Genomic DNA, 14341 nt, shown 5'->3' with positions numbered 1-14341 from the left:
GGGCCTTGGCATGATCCCGTTAGAGTAACGAGTCGATCAGCTCGCGATTGACGAGTAGCGTCTCGTGGGTAACGAGCAGGTGGTTGTTGAACTCGTCGAGCTGCCCGTCGCCCTGAGGACGGTTCTGCTCCAGGTACTCGATCGCGGCCACATGCAGTTCCATCTGGTAGGACAGAAAGGTCTCGTCGAACGCCTCGCCCTCCAGTTCGCGCAAGGCTTCGAAGGCGTCCCGGTCATGCAGGGCGTGCTCGTCATGCGGGGTGCCGCTGTCCTCGCTAGCCTCGGCCAGCCACTCGTCGAGAATGGCGTGGTCGCGCCGCAGGGTGTTGGCCAATTGGACGACTTCGTCACCTTCGGCACGCTCCTCGGCGAGCTCCGCCAGGTCGGCCTGGTGCTGGTGCAGGGCGCGCAGGCTGGCCTGGATCGCTTCGCGATCCTCGTTCTCCTGCGCCAGTGCCGTCCCCGCCAGCAGGCAGACCAGTACCACCCCCAGGATGATCGATTCCTTCGAGAGAAAGATTTTCATTCCGTTGCTCCCGCTTGTTGCCTTAATGATGAGCGAGTTCGAATCCGGTTTGCGCAATACCTCTTTGCTTCCTACGGTAGTACAAGACGTCTCGCTCTGGTGCCGATTCATGCAAAGAACCGTCGACAATTCCAGCCGCAAGCGCAAGCCACAGACGCCCGAAGAGCGGCAGGAGAAGAAGCGGGAGCTGCTGGTGTTCCTGTTCCTCGCCGGCATCCTGTTTCCGATTCTTGCCGTCCTCGTGGTCTCGGGCTACGGCTTCGCCGTTTGGATCTTCCAGATATTTGCCGGACCTCCCGGTCCGCCCGGCTAGCGGGCCGAGAGATAGATAAGAAAAACGAAATAAGAAAAATCACGAAACAGAATTGAAATAACAAAGACCGTGGAGAACCGAAATGGGCGTGGAACCCTCGCGGCGGGCGCTGCTCAAGGGGCGCCTCGAATGCCCCTCTGCGCTGCGGCCACCCTGGGCCCGTGACGAGCCACAATTTCTGGAAAATTGCAGCCAGTGTGGCGACTGTTTACAGGCTTGCGAGACCGACATCATCGTGCGCGATGCGGCCGGTTTTCCGCAGGTGGATTTCCGGCTGGGTGAGTGCACGTTCTGTCGTGCCTGCGTCGAAGTCTGCGAGGAAAACGCCTTTCGCGACCCCGAGCGCGACCACCCTTGGCGACACGTTGCGGCCATCGGGCCGGCATGCCTGGGGCCGCAGGGAGTCTACTGCCGCAGCTGCGGCGAGAGCTGCGAAGCCGGCGCGATCCACTTCTCTTTCAATGCCCAGCGCGTGCCGGAACCCACGGTCGACAGCGAGGCGTGCAACGGCTGCGGCGCCTGCGTATCGGTATGCCCCACCCAGGCGGTAGCGATCGACCCGCCGAGCACGAGTCATTCCCCCCGCCTACAGACCGCCCGCTTTGAGGAGGAGACATGAACGCTCAGGTGCATATCTCGAGCCTGGTCGTGCAGCTTCAGCCGGAGCGCATCGAGGAGGTCAGCCAGCACTGTCAGGCCCATCCGGGCGTCGAGGTCCACGCCAAGGACCCGTGCGGCAAGATGGTGCTGGTTCTGGAGACGGCGGGACAGCGTGAGATCGTGACATTCATTGAAGGGTTGCAGCAGGCGCCCGGCGTGCTGTCGGTGAGCCTGGTCTATCACCATGCGGAGAGCGCCGACGAACTGGACAGGGAGATGGAGGAGATGAGCTATGACGCTGACGCGACGTGACTTCATCAAGGCCACGGCGGCGACCACGGCCACCGCGGCGGCAGGGATCAGCACAACCGGCCAGGCACAGAACGTGGTCACCGACGCCAGCCAGTCGCAGTTGAAGTGGTCCAAGGCGCCGTGCCGCTTCTGCGGCGTGGGCTGCGGGGTCAACGTGGCGACGCGCGACAACCAGGTGGTGGCCACCCACGCCGATATCAACGCTCCGGTCAATCGCGGCGTCAACTGCATCAAGGGCTACTTCCTGTCCAAGATCATGTATGGCGAGGACCGCCTGACCCAGCCGCTGCTGCGCAAGCGCAACGGCGTCTACGACAAGGAGGGCGAGTTCACCCCGGTGAGCTGGGACGAGGCATTCGACGTGATGGCCGACAAGTACAAGGCCGTGCTGCGCGAGAAGGGCCCCCAGGGCATCGGCATGTTCGGCTCCGGCCAGTGGACGGTGTGGGAGGGCTATGCCGCCAACAAGCTGATGAAGGCGGGCTTCCGCTCCAACCATATCGATCCCAATGCGCGCCACTGCATGGCCTCGGCGGTGGCCGGATTCATCCGCACCTTCGGTATGGATGAACCGATGGGCTGCTACGACGACATCGAGGCGGCGGATGCCTTCGTGCTGTGGGGCTCCAACATGGCCGAGATGCACCCCATCCTGTGGACGCGAGTGACCGACCGGCGACTCTCGGCTCCCCATGTGAGGGTGGCGGTGCTCTCTACCTTCGAGCACCGCTCCTTCGAGCTGGCCGACATGCCGATGGTATTCACGCCCCAGGCGGACCTGGCGATCCTCAACTACATCCAGCGCTACATCATCGAAAACGACCGGGTGAACTGGGACTTCGTCAACAAGCACGTACGCTTCAAGGAGGGTAACACCCTGATCGGCTACGGCCTGCGCCCCGAGCATCGCTTGGAGCTAATGGCGGACAACGCTGCCGACCCGGGCGGTGCCAAGGACATCGACTTCGAGCGCTACCGGGAATTTCTTCAGCAGTACGATGCCGACACTGTCACCGAAATCTCGGGCGTGCCCAAGCGGCGGCTCGACGAACTCGCGGAACTCTACGCCGATCCCGGCACCCGGGTGATGTCATTCTGGACCATGGGGTTCAACCAGCATACCCGCGGGGTCTGGGCGAACAACATGATCTACAACATCCACCTGCTGACCGGAAAAATCTCGACGCCGGGCAACAGCCCCTTCTCCCTGACCGGCCAGCCCTCGGCCTGCGGCACCGCACGCGAGGTAGGCACCTTCGCCCACCGCCTGCCGGCGGATATGGTGGTGAACAACCCAGGGCACCGGGCATTCGCCGAAAAGGTCTGGAAGGTACCCGAGGGCACCATCCAGGCACAGCCCGGCGCGCATGCGGTGCTGCAGAACCGCATGCTCAATGACGGCGAGATCAATGCCTATTGGGTGCAGTGCAACAACAATGTCCAGGCGGCGGCCAACATGGTCGAGGAGACCTACCCCGGCTACCGCAACCCGGACAACTTCATCGTCGTCTCGGATGCCTACCCCACCGTGACCGCCGAACTCGCCGACCTGATTCTGCCTACTGCCATGTGGGTCGAGAAGGAGGGCGCCTATGGCAACGCCGAGCGGCGTACCCAGTTCTGGCACCAACTGGTCGAAGCACCAGGCGAGGCGCGTTCCGACCTATGGCAGCTGATGGAATTCTCCAAGCGCTTCACCACCGACGAGGTGTGGCCCCAGGAGATGCTCGACGCCAACCCTGAGTACAAGGGACGTAGCCTGTTCGACGTGCTGTGGCGCAATGGTCAGGTCGACGCGTATGCCCTGGAAGAACTCGACGAGGAGTACGCCAACCAAGAGGCGGAGCACTTCGGCTTCTACGTCCAGAAAGGGCTGTTCGAGGAGTACGCCAAGTTCGGCCGCGGCAAGGCCCACGACCTGGCGCCCTTCGATGTCTACCACACGACCACCGGGTTGCGCTGGCCGGTGGTCGACGGCAAGGAGACCCGCTGGCGCTATAACGGCGAGTATGACCCTTATGTCGAGGAGGGTCGTGACATTCAGTTCTACGGCCATCCCGACGGCAAGGCGGTGATCTTTGCCGTACCCTACGAGCCGCCCGCCGAGTCGCCCAACGAGGAGTATCCCATGTGGCTGGTCACCGGCCGGGTGCTCGAGCACTGGCACTCCGGCTCGATGACCCGGCGCGTGCCCGAGCTGCATCGCGCCTTCCCCCAGGCGGTGGTCTACCTGCATCCCGAGGACGCGCGTCAGCTTGGCGTGCGCCGCGGCAGCGAGGTGCGCATCGTCAGCGCCCGCGGCGAGATGAACTCGCGTGTCGAGACCCGCGGGCGCAATCGCATGCCCAGGGGACTGGTGTTCGTGCCCTGGTTCGACGCCAGCCAACTGATCAACAAGGTCACGCTGGATGCCACCGACCCCATTTCCAAGCAGACGGACTTCAAGAAGTGCGCCTGCCGGATCGAGCCGGTCTAGGGAGGGAAGCACGATGCGTACTATTACTACCGCTATCGCCATCGCTGTGCTGGCGATCAGCCTGGGAGTGCTCGCCCAGGAGGGCGAACTCGATGCCCTGCGCGGCCACGTGCCGCTGCTCGAGGAGCGCACTCCCGAACCGCTCTACGACGTCGTGAACGACGACCAGCGGCGAGTCCGCGCCTACCCGATGCAGCCGCCGACCATTCCGCACAAGATCGACAACTATCAGGTCGACCTTAACGCCAACCGCTGCATGAGCTGCCACAGCCGGCAGCGGGTCGGCGATACCCAAGCGCCGATGATCAGCGTGACCCACTACATGGACCGCGACGGCAACTTCCTCGCCGAACTCTCGCCGCGCCGCTACTTCTGCAACCAGTGCCACGTGCCGCAGACGGAGGCGCCACTGACGGTCGAGAACCGCTTCGTCGACATTGCCGAAATCCTCCGCCAACCACGCGAGACGGAAGAGTGAGGTCCGCTGCATGATCCAACGTATCAAGAACCTGCTCTCGGTCTTCTGGCGTATCTTCAACTCGCCCAGCGGCTACTTCAGCCTGGGGTTCCTTACCGTGGGGGGCTTCATCGGCGGGGTGCTGTTCTGGGGTGGCTTCAACACCGCCATGGAGGCGACCAATACCGAGCGGTTCTGTATCAGCTGCCACGAGATGCGCGCCAACGTCTACGAGGAGATCCAGCCCACCATACACTTCACCAACCGTTCGGGGGTGCGGGCGGTTTGCTCGGACTGTCACGTGCCGCACGACTGGACCGACAAGATCGCGCGCAAGATGCAGGCCTCGAAGGAGGTATGGGGCAAGATCTTCGGCACCATCAACACCCGCGAGAAGTTCCTCGACCATCGCCTGGAGATGGCCTCCCGCGAGTGGCGCCGCTTCGAAGCCAACGACTCGCTGGAGTGCCGCAACTGCCACGACGAGGACGCCATGGACTTCACCCGACAGAGTTCCAGGGCCGCTGATGCGCACCGGCGGGGGTTGATCAACGGCGACGCCACCTGCATCACCTGCCACAAGGGCATCGCCCATGAGCTGCCGGACATGGCCGGTGTCGAGGGTTGGGAGTGAGCGATGCATCGGCACTAGCAGACCTGCGGCCGACGCATCGACACGCGGCGACAGCGACTTGGATTCAGTGGCTTGGCAGCAGGCCGGCTTGACTCATCCCCCAGATGGCCACGCTCAGTGTCACGAAAGCGGCTAGCGTGGCCACCATCAAGGCGGCGGCACTGACGCCTGCCATGCCATAGCGATGACCGAGCAACGGATACACGCTGATCATCGGGGCACAGGCAAACAGCAGGGCACCGGCCATCATGGCGGGATCGGGCTGCGGCATCACCAGAAACAGCCCCAGCACTGCCAGTGGATGGAAGATCAGTTTACCGGCGACGATCTGACCAACATCTGCCAGCATGCCGCGCACCCGCAGGCCGAAAAGGGTACCGCCGATCACGAACAGTGCTGCCGGGCCGGCGGCATTGGCCAGCATGTCGATCATTTGAACCAGCGGACCGGGCAAGGATGTTCCCGTCACGGCAAGTAGCAGCCCTGTCGCCAGGCCGGCCAGGATCGGATTGCGGATCAAGCGCAGGAGGGTTTTACGTGTCACGCTGGCGATCCCCCTACCGCTCTGGCGCCCGGCCTCGGCCAGGATCAGCGCCGCCGGTATGATCAACAGATTCTCGATCAGAAAATTGAGCGCCATGATGACCGCCGCCGGAGAGACGCCAAGCACCATGGCGGCAACGGGATAGCCGATGAAGCCGCTGTTGGAAGCGGACATGCCCAAAGCGTGCAAGGCGCCTTCACTGAGCGGTTTGCCCTGCAGGCCCACGGTGAGCAGTAAGGCAAAAGCGAACACCGCCACCGAGCCCAGGCCATAGGCCAGCAGGTAGGGAGTATTCAGCACCTGGTCGAGAGGGTTTTGCGTCAGTGCCCGGATAACCAAAGCGGGCAGGGCGAAGTAGAGCACGAAGGTAGCCACGCCTTGCAACTGCTCCCGGTTCACCAACCGGGCACCCATGGCCAGGTAGCCGGTGCCGATCAGCAGGAAGATCGGCGTGGTGATAGCGAGTATCTCGAGCATTCGGGCTCCGTGCCAGGGCAGCTACGGCAGGCCGGGGGCGATCCCGGTCGGCCGTGTTCATGATGGTGGGCGGGTCAGCTGATGGTGGTACGGATATCACGCGCCTTCTGCTGTAACAGCGGCAGGTACTCCTTCATCAAGGTATCGAGATCCACCCGGGCGGCGTTGGTGCTGATGTTGATGGCGCCGAGCAGCTTGCCGTTGGCGTCGAAGGCCGGCACGGCGAGCGAGCGCAGCCCTGAATCCAGCTCCTGATCGGCAATGGCGTAGCCTTGCTGGCGCACCTTGAGGATGCACTTCTTCAGTGCCGCCTTGTCGGTCACGGTCTTGTCGGTGTAGCGCGTAAGCGTAACCCGCTCCAGGAAGGCGTCGAGCTCGGCATCGGGAAGCTGGGCCAGCAACGCGCGCCCCATCGAGGTGTGGGCGGCGGGCAGCCGGGTACCCACGGAGAGGGTGATCGCCATCAGCCGGTGGCGGGCCGAGGAGCGTGCCACGTAGGTGACCTCGTCGCCGTCGAGCACGCCCAGCGAGGAGGATTCGCCGCTCTCGGCGGTGATATCCTCCAGCACCTGCTGGATCACGCTACGATAGTTGTTGGCGGAGAGAAACGCATAGCCGAGCTGCAGCACCCGCGGGGCCAGCTCGAAGTTGCGGCCCTGCTTCCGCACATAGCCAAGGGCATGCAGCGTGAGCAGGAAGCGCCGGGCGCGGGCGCGGTTCATGCCGGTACGGCTGGCGACCTCGCTCAGCGTCATGCGCGGGTGAGCGTCGTCAAAGGCCAGGATGACCTCCAGGCCGCTGGCCAGTGCAGTGACGAAGTCCCGGTCGTCCGGGCTGAGAACCTCTTCCTCGGGTGTCATTTCTTTCCCGTCTTGTCCTTTGTGAGTTGCTCCATCTGAGCCCTTCAATCTAGCATAGTGTTCGTTTTGCGAACACATGTACGACTATGGGCTAAGCTGGATCTGAGCCTGCCTCGAGCCTGAGCCAGCCCTTCCTGAGGAGAGCATGATTATGCCTGACGCCCTGCTTCAGCACCCCTTCATGAGCCAAACGGCATTGGCCGAGTGTCATGCCGATTCCATGGTGCAGGCCATGCTGGCTTTCGAGCTGGCGCTGGCCGAGGTGCAGGAGGTGCGTGGCGCCGTACCCCAGGGCGCGAGTGCGGAAATGCGCCGCTGCCTGGAACGCCACGCCTTCGACACGGCAGCGATCGCCACGGGCATCGCCAGCGGCGGCAACGCGGCGATTCCCTTCGTCAAGCAGGGGCGCGCGGCGTTGCCCGACGCGCTCAAGCGCTACTGGCACATGGGCGCCACCAGCCAGGACGTGATCGATTCGGCGCTGATGCTGCTGCTCAAGCCGCGGCTCGCCGCGCTGGATGCGCTGCTGCTGCGCTGTCGCACAGCGGCGATTGCGTTGATGCAGGCCCATCAGCAGACGGTGATGGTAGGCCGCACGCTGATGCAGCAGGCACTGCCGATGACTTTCGGCGTCAAGGTGGCGCACTGGGCCATCGGCCTGGAACAGGCGCGTCGCCGCTTGGCTATCGTTGAGCTGCCGGTGCAGTTCGGTGGCGCCGTGGGCGTGCATTCTGGTTTAGACGAGCTGGGTCTCGACTTTATGGACGCCTTGGCTGCGCGCCTCGGCCTGAGTGCCCCGGTGCTTCCTTGGCACACCGACCGCCAGCCGATCCATGCGTTGGGTACGGCATTGGACGCCGCGGCGGGGGCGGCCGAGAAGCTGGCCCTCGATATCGCACTGCTGACCCAGACCGAGGTGGGCGAGGTGGCGGAGCCTTCCGCTCCGGGCATGGGCGAGTCCTCCTCCATGCCGCACAAGCGTAACCCGGTGCGCTGCGCCATGATCCGTGGCGCGGCGCGTCAGGTGCATGGTCATGCCACGGTGCTGCTCAATGCCACCGCCCAGCCGCTGGAGCGGGGCCTTGGCGAATGGCACGCCGAATGGTCGCCGCTGGTCGACAGCGCGCTGCTGCTGGAGGGGGCACTGGAACAGGCTGCCGTGCTGCTCGAAGGGCTCGAGGTGAATCCCGAGGCGATGCGCCGCAACCTGGCCGCCACTGGCGGCGGCATCATGGCCGAGCCGGTGTCACGCCTGCTGGCGCCGATGCTGGGCCAGGATGCCGCCAAGCGAATCAGCGCCGAGGCCGCCGAAACGGCGCGCCTGCAGGGCATTCCCTACACCGAGGCGCTCGAGGCGCATGACGAAGTGAAAGCCGAAGTAAACGGCAAGCTCGATGTCGAGGCGCTGCGCCAGGCGACGGACCCCGCTCTATACCTTGGTAGCAGCCTGGCACAGGTGCGGCGAGCCATGGCCTGGCTGGATGAATAACGCTTTGAAGTGACTTTCTTTTCGTATTCCTGCAAAGGGGAGGCCTGGCCTCCCCTTTGCTTTTATGTGCGCTTGCTGATTTGACGGCGGAGGTTCATGGGGGCTAGGTTGTTCGTATAAAAAACCTATGTTCGTTATGCGAACTAAAACGAAGTGCTTTCCAGGCCTCTTCGAATCAGTGCCTGGCTGCGCTCCGGTACCTCAAGAGGCCGTCATGTCCAATCCCTGCATTATCTGTGTTGCCATCACCGGCAGCTTGCCGCGCAAGGAGAACAACCCTGCAGTGCCGATTACCCTCGAGGAGCAGATCGAGAGTACCCAGGCGGCGTTTGAAGCCGGGGCCACCATCGCCCACTGTCATGTGCGCAACGACGACCAGAGCCCGACATCGGACCCCGAAAAGTTCGCCCGGTTGTTGGAAGGGCTCAGAAAGCACTGTCCGGGGATGATCGTTCAGCTTTCTACCGGCGGGCGCTCCGGTGCCGGCCAGGAGCGGGGCGGCATGCTGCCGCTCAGGCCGGATATGGCCAGTCTCTCGGTGGGCTCCAACAACTTTCCCAACCGCGTCTACGAGAACCCGCCGCAGTTGGTGGAGTGGCTTGCCGACGAAATGCTGAAGTACGCCATCAAGCCTGAAATCGAAGCCTTCGATCTTTCCCACCTCCACCAGGCGGTAAATCTTTCGAAACAGGGCAAGCTCAAGGCGCCGCTCTACGTTCAGTTCGTGATGGGGGTCAAGAACGCCATGCCGGCGGACAAGCCTACCTTCGACTTCTACATCGAGACCCTGAAGCGCCTGGCCCCGGATGCCCAGTGGTGCGGTGCCGGCATAGGCCCCAACCAGCTTTTATTGAATGAATGGTCTATCGCCGCGGGTGGCCACACCCGCACCGGCCTTGAGGACAACGTGCGACTCGACCGCGACACCTTGGCACCTTCCAATGCTGCCCTGGTCGAGCGTGCCGTGGCACTGTGCGAGAAGTACGAGCGACCGGTGGCCACCTGGCAGCAGGCGCGCGAGATCCTCGGCCTGGCTTCTATCTGAGACTGCCGGAGGCAACAGATGCGCGGACCCCACCTTATACCTTGGTAGCAGCCTGGCGCAGGTGCGTCGTGCTGCCGCCTGGTTACAGAGTGGTTAATTAGCTGAAAAGCATCGATTTCCATGTTCCGAACGAGGGGAGGCCTGGCCTCCCCTCGCCTGTTTCGTCAGCGGCGAATTTGACGATCGAACGAACTTGGCGTTAACTTGTTCGCATCACAAAACAAAGTTCGCTATTCGAACTCTAACGAGAGCGCCCAGGAGAGATACCATGGCCGAATTCCTGAGCCTCCGTGACGCGGTGGCACGCTATGTCGAAGACGGCGCCACCGTGGCCATGGAGGGCTTTACCCACCTGATTCCCTTTGCCGCCGGTCACGAGGTAATCCGCCAGAAGAAGCGTGACCTGACCCTAATCCGCATGACGCCGGACCTGGTCTACGACCAGATGATCGGTGCCGGCTGCGCCCGCAAGGTGATCTTCTCCTGGGGCGGCAACCCCGGCGTGGGCTCGCTGCACCGCCTGCGCGATGCGGTGGAGAAGGGCTGGCCGCACAAGGTCGAAATCCTTGAGCACAGCCACGCCGCCATGGCCTGCGCCTTCGAGGCCGGCGCCGCCGGCCTGCCGCTGGCCGTACTGCGCGGCTACGTGGGTAGTGAGCTGCCCAGCGTCAACGACCAGATCAAGTTCATCGAGTGCCCCTTCACCGGTGAGCGCCTGGCCGCGGTGCCGGCTGTGCGTCCCGACGTTTCCATCGTCCACGCGCAGAAAGCCGACCGCGCCGGCAACGTGCTGGTCGAAGGTATCGTCGGCGTGCAGAAGGAGGCGGTGCTGGCGGCCAAGCAGAGCATCGTCACCGTCGAGGAGATCGTCGACGACCTGCGTGCCGAGGCCGACTATCACCCCAACGCCTGCATCATCCCGGGCTGGGCCATCAGCGCCATCGCCGTGGCCGAGAAGGGCTCGCTGCCCTCCTATGCTCATGGCTACTACCCGCGCAACAACGCTTTCTACAAGGAGTGGGACGGTATCGCCCGCGACCGCGACACCTTCACCCGGTGGATCGAAGAGAACGTCATGAAAGCAGGGGGGAACGCCTGATGAGTACCGTCGATAAGGACCTGGACTACACCTCGTCAGAGATGATGACCGTCACCGCGGCCCGTGCTCTGCAGAATGGCATGACCTGCTTCGTCGGCATCGGCCTGCCCAGTGAGGCGGCCAACCTGGCGCGCCTGACACATGCACCGGACGTGGTGCTGATCTACGAATCCGGCACCCTGCAGACCAAGCCCGACGTGCTGCCGCTCTCCATCGGCGACGGCGAGCTGGCCGAAACGGCGCTCACCACCGTCTCGGTGCCGGAGATGTTCCGCTACTGGCTGCAGGGCGGCAAGATCGACGTGGGCTTCCTCGGCACCGCCCAGATCGACCGCTACTGCAACCTCAATACCACCCTGATCGGCGACTACCGCGAGCCCAAGGTGCGCCTGCCGGGCGGCGGCGGTGCGCCGGAGATTGCGACGAATGCCGGCGAAGTCTTCATCACTCTCAAGCACTCCAAGCGCGCCTTCGTCGACCGCGTCGATTTCGTCACCACCCTGGGCTTCGGCCGCGATGGCAAGGGCCGCGACGGCGTGCCCAACATCGGCAAGGGGCCGACCCGAGTGATCACCGACCTGTGCGTGATGAAGCCCGACCCCGAGACCAAGGAGCTGGTAGTGGTGTCGCTGCATCCGGGCGTGACCCGCGAGGACGTGATCGAAGCCACCGGCTGGGAGATCCGCTTCGCCGAGACGCTGGAGAGCACCCCGGAGCCCTCGGCCCGCGAGCTCGAGGTCCTGCGCGAACTCAAGGACCGTACCGCCCGTGCCCATGCCGGTGCGTAATTCGCGCCAGAACGGCCTGCGCTTGGCCATACGGCGTTGAGAGACAGCTCAAAATGCTCATTTACCCATTCGTAAACTCCGCTTTTTCGCTGTCTCTCGCCTTGTCTGGCCATCGCTCGACGCGTTCTGGCATCGAATTAAGGAGATAATGTATGACCGACGTATTCCTTTGCCATCCGCGGCGCACCGCCATCGGCCGCTTCGGTGGCACCCTGGCCAGCGTTCGCCCCGACGACTTCGCCGCCACCATCTTCAAGGCGGTGCTGAATGAGGCCCCGGATCTCGACCCGGCCGCCATCGACGAGGTGTTCATGGGCTGCGCCAACCAGGCCGGCGAGGACAACCGCAACGTGGCGCGCATGTCCGCCCTGCTGGCGGGCCTGCCCACCTCGGTGCCCGGCACCACCATGAACCGCCTGTGCGGCTCCGGCATGGACGCGGTAGGCACCGCCTTCCGCGCCATCAAGGCCGGCGAGATGGAGCTGGCCCTGGCCGGCGGCGTGGAGTCCATGTCCCGCGCGCCCTACGTGCTGGGCAAGGCCGACAGCGCCTTCTCCCGCGGCCAGAAGATCGAGGACACCACCATCGGCTGGCGCTTCGTCAATCCGCTGATGAAGAAGGCCCACGGCATTGATTCCATGCCGGAGACCGCCGAGAACGTCGCCGAGCAGTTCAACATCTCCCGCGAGGACCAGGACGCCTTCGCCCTGCGCTCCCAGCAGAAGGCCGCCGCCGCCCAGAAGGCGGGTCGCTTCGCCATCGAGATCACGCCGATCGAGATCCCCCGGCGCAAGCAGGAGCCGCTGGTGTTCGACACCGACGAACACCCGCGCGAGACCACCCTGGAGAAGCTGGCCGGGCTGCCGACGCCGTTCCGCGAGGGCGGCAGCGTCACTGCCGGCAACGCCTCCGGCGTCAACGACGGCGCCGCCGCCATGCTGGTGGCCAGCCAGGCCGCGGTGGAGCAACATGGCCTCAAGCCCATGGCCCGGATCATCGGCATGGCCACGGCCGGCGTCGAGCCGCGGATCATGGGCTACGGCCCGGTGCCGGCGGTACGCAAGCTGCTCGAGCGCACCGGCGTTACGCTGGACGAGATCGACATCTTCGAGTTCAACGAGGCCTTCGCCGCCCAGGCCCTGGCCTGCACGCGGGACCTGGGGCTCGCTGACGACGACCCGCGGGTCAACCCCAACGGCGGTGCCATCGCACTCGGCCATCCGCTGGGCATGTCCGGCGCGCGCCTGCTGCTCACCGCTGCCCATGAGCTGCAGCGCACCGGCAAGCGCTATGCGCTGTGCACCATGTGCGTGGGCGTGGGGCAGGGGATTGCGACCCTGATCGAGAAGGCCTAATAGAAATAGAGTGGAACCAGGCCGGTGGTGACGAGCTGCCGGCCTTTCCCATTGCACTGCTGGGAGAAGAATCATGGCATTTCTGACCGTCGACGGCCGCAGCGTCGCCTATCGCCTGCTAGGCCCCGAGGCGCTGCCGCTGGTGGTGCTGGCGCATCCGCTGGGCATGAGCCAGGCGGTGTGGGACGAGCTGCTGCCGGCGCTGCTGCCGCGCTACCGCGTGCTGACCTGGGACCTGCCCGGCCACGGTGCCAGCCAGGCCTGGCCGGCCGAGGGCGGCGAGATCACCCCGGCGGCACTGGCCCGGGAGGCGCTGGCGCTGGTCGAACATGCCGGCGCCTTGCGCTTCCACTTCGTCGGCACTTCCATCGGCGGCGTGGTCGGCCAGCAGCTGATCAGTGAGCACGCCGAGCGGCTCTACTCCGTCACCCTGACCAACACCGGGGCGGTGATCGGCAATGCCGAACTGTGGACCACCCGCGCCGGGCGCATTCGCCAGGAAGGCCTGGCGGCCATGGCCGAGGAGATCGTGCCGCGCTGGTTCGCGCCGGCCTGCTTCGAGGCCGAGCCGGCGCTCCAGGCCGGCTGGTGCACCCAGATGGGCCGCGGCGACGACGAATCCTACGCCCGCCTGTGCGAGATGCTCGGTCGCACCGACTTCCGCGGCAAGCTGAAAGGGCCGCTCGCCGAGCATCCGGGCATCGGCGTGCACCTGCTCGGCGGCAGCGCCGACGTGGCCACCCCGCCGGAGACCCTGCAGGTCCTGGCCGCCGAGTGTGGCGGCGCGCCGCTGGAGATCCTCGAAGGCATCGCCCACGTGCCCTCGGTGGAGGCGCCCGCCGCCATGGCCAAGCGGCTGCTGCTGTGGATGGCCAGCGAGCGTGAGGACGTCGACGAGCGCGGCGTGAGCTATGCCGAGGGTCTCGAGACCCGCAAGCAGGTGCTCGGCGAGGAACACGTCGCCCGCGCCAGCCGGAACGCCAACAGCCTCGACGCCCCCTTCCAGCAGATGATCACCCGGCTGGCCTGGGGCGAGCTGTGGAGCAACGACGACCTCACCCGCCGCGAGCGCAGCCTGATCACCACCGGCATCCTCGCCGCGCTGGGCCGCGAGGAGGTAACGCTGCACCTCAAGACCGCCAAGCGCATCGGCCTCTCCGAAGCGGAGCTACGCCAGGTACTGATGCACGTGGCGATCTACGCCGGGGTGCCGGCGGCGAACCATGCGTTTGCTTTGGCCAAGAAAGAAGGGTGGGGTGGAGAGCTGAGTTAACTCTCCCGAGAAGTCCCCAGACTTTCGTTAGAGTGCTAATAAGCTGTGCCGCATGGCATCATCCGAACCGGCCTTTGGCCGGTTTCGGCTTTA

The 14341-nt window shown here is 64.7% G+C and carries 15 protein-coding genes; 12 read left to right on the top strand and 3 right to left on the bottom strand.

Annotated features, from left to right (window positions below; translation table 11 throughout):
- Positions 1 to 19: 19 nt before the first annotated feature.
- Positions 20 to 526: a DUF4142 domain-containing protein gene (locus tag HNO53_RS19455; protein ID WP_209474452.1), complete on the bottom strand. Its 507-nt coding sequence runs from the start codon at positions 524 to 526 to the stop codon at positions 20 to 22.
- A 109-nt stretch (positions 527 to 635) separates the two neighbouring features.
- Here HNO53_RS19455 and napE point away from each other — a divergent pair, with 109 nt between their 5' ends.
- The 6 genes from napE (at position 636) to HNO53_RS19425 (ending at position 5318) form a co-directional block, all read left to right on the top strand.
- The gene (gene napE / locus HNO53_RS19450) at positions 636 to 839 is read left to right on the top strand and encodes a periplasmic nitrate reductase, NapE protein (protein ID WP_209474450.1); all 204 of its coding nucleotides are present in this window, start codon (positions 636 to 638) and stop codon (positions 837 to 839) included.
- 82 nt (positions 840 to 921) lie between these two features.
- The gene (gene napF / locus HNO53_RS19445) at positions 922 to 1458 is read left to right on the top strand and encodes a ferredoxin-type protein NapF (protein WP_209474448.1); all 537 of its coding nucleotides are present in this window, start codon (positions 922 to 924) and stop codon (positions 1456 to 1458) included.
- Positions 1455 to 1751 (top strand): chaperone NapD, encoded by a 297-nt coding sequence (locus HNO53_RS19440; RefSeq protein ID WP_209474446.1) that lies wholly within the window; start codon positions 1455 to 1457, stop codon positions 1749 to 1751. Before napF ends, HNO53_RS19440 begins: the two co-directional genes overlap by 4 nt.
- Entirely contained in the window at positions 1732 to 4227 is a 2496-nt protein-coding gene (gene napA, locus HNO53_RS19435) for a nitrate reductase catalytic subunit NapA (protein ID WP_209474445.1), read from the top strand. The genes HNO53_RS19440 and napA overlap by 20 nt, the downstream gene beginning before the upstream one ends.
- Before the next feature lie 13 nt (positions 4228 to 4240).
- Positions 4241 to 4705: a nitrate reductase cytochrome c-type subunit gene (locus HNO53_RS19430; RefSeq protein ID WP_209474443.1), complete on the top strand. Its 465-nt coding sequence runs from the start codon at positions 4241 to 4243 to the stop codon at positions 4703 to 4705.
- Positions 4706 to 4715: 10 nt separating this feature from the next.
- Complete coding sequence (locus HNO53_RS19425; protein WP_209474441.1) at positions 4716 to 5318, top strand: NapC/NirT family cytochrome c; 603 nt, start codon at positions 4716 to 4718, stop codon at positions 5316 to 5318.
- A 64-nt stretch (positions 5319 to 5382) separates the two neighbouring features.
- On the opposite strand, the gene HNO53_RS19420 is transcribed toward HNO53_RS19425, so the two are convergent.
- Together HNO53_RS19420 and HNO53_RS19415 are read right to left on the bottom strand one after the other, a co-directional pair.
- Positions 5383 to 6339: an AEC family transporter gene (locus HNO53_RS19420; RefSeq protein ID WP_209474439.1), complete on the bottom strand. Its 957-nt coding sequence runs from the start codon at positions 6337 to 6339 to the stop codon at positions 5383 to 5385.
- Between the two features lie 74 nt (positions 6340 to 6413).
- Positions 6414 to 7199 carry an IclR family transcriptional regulator domain-containing protein gene (locus HNO53_RS19415; RefSeq protein ID WP_209474437.1) on the bottom strand — a complete coding sequence of 262 codons (786 nt, stop codon included), beginning with the start codon at positions 7197 to 7199 and terminating at the stop codon, positions 6414 to 6416.
- A 151-nt stretch (positions 7200 to 7350) separates the two neighbouring features.
- Between HNO53_RS19415 and HNO53_RS19410 the strand changes: the two genes are divergently transcribed.
- From HNO53_RS19410 to HNO53_RS19385, 6 genes are all read left to right on the top strand, one after another.
- Positions 7351 to 8688 carry a class-II fumarase/aspartase family protein gene (locus HNO53_RS19410; protein WP_209474435.1) on the top strand — a complete coding sequence of 446 codons (1338 nt, stop codon included), beginning with the start codon at positions 7351 to 7353 and terminating at the stop codon, positions 8686 to 8688.
- A gap of 214 nt (positions 8689 to 8902) precedes the next feature.
- Positions 8903 to 9733, top strand: coding sequence for a 3-oxoadipate:acetyl-CoA acetyltransferase (locus HNO53_RS19405; RefSeq protein WP_209474433.1), 831 nt, complete (start codon positions 8903 to 8905; stop codon positions 9731 to 9733).
- Between the two features lie 268 nt (positions 9734 to 10001).
- Positions 10002 to 10832 carry a CoA transferase subunit A gene (locus HNO53_RS19400; protein ID WP_086508614.1) on the top strand — a complete coding sequence of 277 codons (831 nt, stop codon included), beginning with the start codon at positions 10002 to 10004 and terminating at the stop codon, positions 10830 to 10832.
- Positions 10832 to 11620 (top strand): CoA-transferase subunit beta, encoded by a 789-nt coding sequence (locus HNO53_RS19395; protein WP_242597478.1) that lies wholly within the window; start codon positions 10832 to 10834, stop codon positions 11618 to 11620. The genes HNO53_RS19400 and HNO53_RS19395 overlap by 1 nt, the downstream gene beginning before the upstream one ends.
- A gap of 152 nt (positions 11621 to 11772) precedes the next feature.
- Positions 11773 to 12975 carry a 3-oxoadipyl-CoA thiolase gene (pcaF, locus tag HNO53_RS19390; protein ID WP_209474432.1) on the top strand — a complete coding sequence of 401 codons (1203 nt, stop codon included), beginning with the start codon at positions 11773 to 11775 and terminating at the stop codon, positions 12973 to 12975.
- A gap of 73 nt (positions 12976 to 13048) precedes the next feature.
- Positions 13049 to 14248: an alpha/beta fold hydrolase gene (locus HNO53_RS19385; protein ID WP_209474430.1), complete on the top strand. Its 1200-nt coding sequence runs from the start codon at positions 13049 to 13051 to the stop codon at positions 14246 to 14248.
- The last annotated feature ends 93 nt before the right edge of the window (positions 14249 to 14341 follow it).

This window comes from Billgrantia antri, assembly GCF_017868935.1.
GTDB lineage: Bacteria > Pseudomonadota > Gammaproteobacteria > Pseudomonadales > Halomonadaceae > Halomonas > Halomonas antri.
The sequence above is the reverse complement of the archived record's forward strand: the minus strand, read 5'-3'. Positions and strand labels throughout refer to the sequence as shown.

Coding starts and splice junctions, on each gene's coding strand:
- HNO53_RS19430 (WP_209474443.1), top strand. CDS start 4,241: ATGCGTACTATTACTACCGCTATCGCCATCGCTGTGCTGGCGATCAGC.
- HNO53_RS19400 (WP_086508614.1), top strand. CDS start 10,002: ATGGCCGAATTCCTGAGCCTCCGTGACGCGGTGGCACGCTATGTCGAA.
- HNO53_RS19405 (WP_209474433.1), top strand. CDS start 8,903: ATGTCCAATCCCTGCATTATCTGTGTTGCCATCACCGGCAGCTTGCCG.
- napA (WP_209474445.1), top strand. CDS start 1,732: ATGACGCTGACGCGACGTGACTTCATCAAGGCCACGGCGGCGACCACG.
- pcaF (WP_209474432.1), top strand. CDS start 11,773: ATGACCGACGTATTCCTTTGCCATCCGCGGCGCACCGCCATCGGCCGC.
- HNO53_RS19420 (WP_209474439.1), bottom strand. CDS start 6,339: ATGCTCGAGATACTCGCTATCACCACGCCGATCTTCCTGCTGATCGGC.
- HNO53_RS19410 (WP_209474435.1), top strand. CDS start 7,351: ATGCCTGACGCCCTGCTTCAGCACCCCTTCATGAGCCAAACGGCATTG.
- HNO53_RS19425 (WP_209474441.1), top strand. CDS start 4,716: ATGATCCAACGTATCAAGAACCTGCTCTCGGTCTTCTGGCGTATCTTC.
- HNO53_RS19440 (WP_209474446.1), top strand. CDS start 1,455: ATGAACGCTCAGGTGCATATCTCGAGCCTGGTCGTGCAGCTTCAGCCG.
- HNO53_RS19415 (WP_209474437.1), bottom strand. CDS start 7,199: ATGACACCCGAGGAAGAGGTTCTCAGCCCGGACGACCGGGACTTCGTC.
- napE (WP_209474450.1), top strand. CDS start 636: ATGCAAAGAACCGTCGACAATTCCAGCCGCAAGCGCAAGCCACAGACG.
- HNO53_RS19455 (WP_209474452.1), bottom strand. CDS start 526: ATGAAAATCTTTCTCTCGAAGGAATCGATCATCCTGGGGGTGGTACTG.
- napF (WP_209474448.1), top strand. CDS start 922: ATGGGCGTGGAACCCTCGCGGCGGGCGCTGCTCAAGGGGCGCCTCGAA.
- HNO53_RS19385 (WP_209474430.1), top strand. CDS start 13,049: ATGGCATTTCTGACCGTCGACGGCCGCAGCGTCGCCTATCGCCTGCTA.
- HNO53_RS19395 (WP_242597478.1), top strand. CDS start 10,832: ATGAGTACCGTCGATAAGGACCTGGACTACACCTCGTCAGAGATGATG.